The 1838-nt window shown below is 58.3% G+C and carries 4 protein-coding genes; all 4 read left to right on the forward strand.

Annotated features, from left to right (window positions below):
* The first annotated feature begins 250 nt into the window (after window positions 1-250).
* The gene (gene rpsP, locus V6C16_RS12275) at window positions 251-490 is read left to right on the forward strand and encodes a 30S ribosomal protein S16 (RefSeq protein ID WP_012625424.1); all 240 of its coding nucleotides are present in this window, start codon (window positions 251-253) and stop codon (window positions 488-490) included.
* Window positions 491-644: 154 nt separating this feature from the next.
* Window positions 645-878, forward strand: a complete 234-nt coding sequence (locus V6C16_RS12280) for a KH domain-containing protein (protein ID WP_333534805.1) — start codon at window positions 645-647, stop codon at window positions 876-878.
* Between the two features lie 12 nt (window positions 879-890).
* On the forward strand, window positions 891-1418 hold the full coding sequence (rimM, locus tag V6C16_RS12285) for a ribosome maturation factor RimM (RefSeq protein ID WP_333534804.1): 528 nt from the start codon (window positions 891-893) through the stop codon (window positions 1416-1418).
* A 138-nt stretch (window positions 1419-1556) separates the two neighbouring features.
* Window positions 1557-1838, forward strand: a 282-nt coding sequence (locus V6C16_RS12290) for a DNA-formamidopyrimidine glycosylase family protein (RefSeq protein WP_333543330.1), incomplete at its 3' end; no start/stop codon positions are given.

Here is a 1838-nt window from a genome sequence, read left to right on the forward strand (position 1 = left end):
ATGGGCGGCCTGCCCGGCATGGGTGGTTTGCCCGGAATGGAAGGCATGCCCGGCGGGCGCTCCGGTTCCGGCAAATCGGCTGCGGCTAAAAAGCGCAAGAAAAAAGAGCGCCAGAAGCGCAAGAAAAAATAAGGCATTTCGCGGCAAGGAGCGCCGTCGTAGCGGCAACACCTCTTTGCGCCAGGGCTTTTCCGCCCTTGCCCTTTCCCGGGCGCAACGATAACATAACACCTCAAAGGGAGTTGGACTCATGGCTGTAAAGTTGAAATTGACCCGCCTCGGCAGCAAAAAGCACCCCTTCTACCGGGTAGTGGCCGCCACCGACGAAACCCGTCGTGATGGCCGTCCGCTGGAGTTTCTGGGCTACTATAATCCCATGACTGATCCGGTTGAAGTCAAGCTCGATGCGGACAAAATCAAGGAATGGCTGGCCCGTGGCGCTGAGCCTACGGACACCGTCCGCGCCCTGATCAAAAAACACATGGCCTAGCGCATTTCGCTAAGCTTCCGCCACGGCGGCAGATGCCCTGCGGCCTCCCGCATATCGTAAAAAATGGCGGGGATGGCCGTTTATGGGCAAATCGGCACTGCGCACGGCCTTTACTGTTCCGGGTATTCCCCGGTGCAGGCCCCTTTGGAGGTGTATAATGAAGGCCCTGATCGAATATATTGCCCGGTCCCTGGTGGATCACCCCGACGAGGTGCAGGTCAGCGAAGTGGAAGGTGAGCAGACTACCGTGCTGGAACTCAAGGTTGCCAAGGAAGACCTGGGCAAGGTCATTGGCAAGCAGGGGCGCACGGCCAGAGCCATGCGCACTATTCTGAGTGCCGCTTCCATCAAGTGCAAAAAACGCACTGTGCTGGAAATACTGGAGTAGCGTCAGGAAGTTATGGCCGATTCCTGGATTCATATGGGTACGCTTGCGCGACCCCACGGTATTAAAGGGGAGATCTGCATCGATTGGCATGCGGACTCCCCCTTGCTTTTGACAACCCCGCTCTGGCTTCAGGCGGGCGATGGCGAACCGCGTCGCGTGCGCCAGGTGGCTGTGCGCAGCCACAAGGGGCGTCCGCTGCTTTTGCTTGAAGGCGTGGTTGACCGCAACGCCGTTGAAGGGCTGCGCGGCTGTAAACTGCTGACCAAACGCGAGGCCCTGCCCGAACCGGAAGATGACGAAGTCTATCTGGAAGACCTGCTGGGCGGCGACGTTTTTCTGCCGGATGGAAAACGTCTGGGCAGGCTCGACCACTTTGAGTATCCCGCCGGTCTTGAGGTCTGGGTCATCATGACCGATGACGACCGCGAGGTGCTCTTTCCTGCACGGCCCGAATTTATTGCGGGCTTTGATCTGGAAGCCCCGGCTGTCATTATTGATCCGCCGGAAGGTCTGCTGGATATTTATCTTTCAGAAAAATAACCCGCCTGGCGCGGTATTTTGTGACTATGAACCCGCGCAAGCGGGTTTTTCCTTTATGGGCATTTGCTGTTCAATCTTGCCATGCGGTGGGCGCGCCTTATACTTACGTAATGTCATTTGCCGAATCAGAGGACGATCATGCCAGAACTGCCGGAAGTGGAGACTGTTGTCCGTACCCTGCGTCCCCATGTGCAGGGCCGCGTTATTGCTGATGCTCAGGTCTTGCGTGCCACGAGCCTTCATCCCCTGAGCCTGCCCTTGCAGCGGCTGCGGGGATGCCGCATCGCCGATGTGACGCGACGTGGCAAGCTGGTTTTGCTGCTGCTTGACCCGGCAAAGGCGGAAGATGCCGATGTACGCGCCATGAAAGGCCTGCGCCTGGCCGTGCATTTGCGCATGACGGGCCGTCTCATGACCTAT

The organism is Desulfovibrio sp. 1188_IL3213 (assembly GCF_036763145.1).
Lineage (GTDB): Bacteria > Desulfobacterota > Desulfovibrionia > Desulfovibrionales > Desulfovibrionaceae > Desulfovibrio.

What these genes read in the sequence shown, in the direction of transcription:
- rpsP (WP_012625424.1), top strand. Translation starts at nt 251, where the DNA reads ATGGCTGTAAAGTTGAAATTGACCCGCCTCGGCAGCAAAAAGCACCCC.
- rimM (WP_333534804.1), top strand. Translation starts at nt 891, where the DNA reads ATGGCCGATTCCTGGATTCATATGGGTACGCTTGCGCGACCCCACGGT.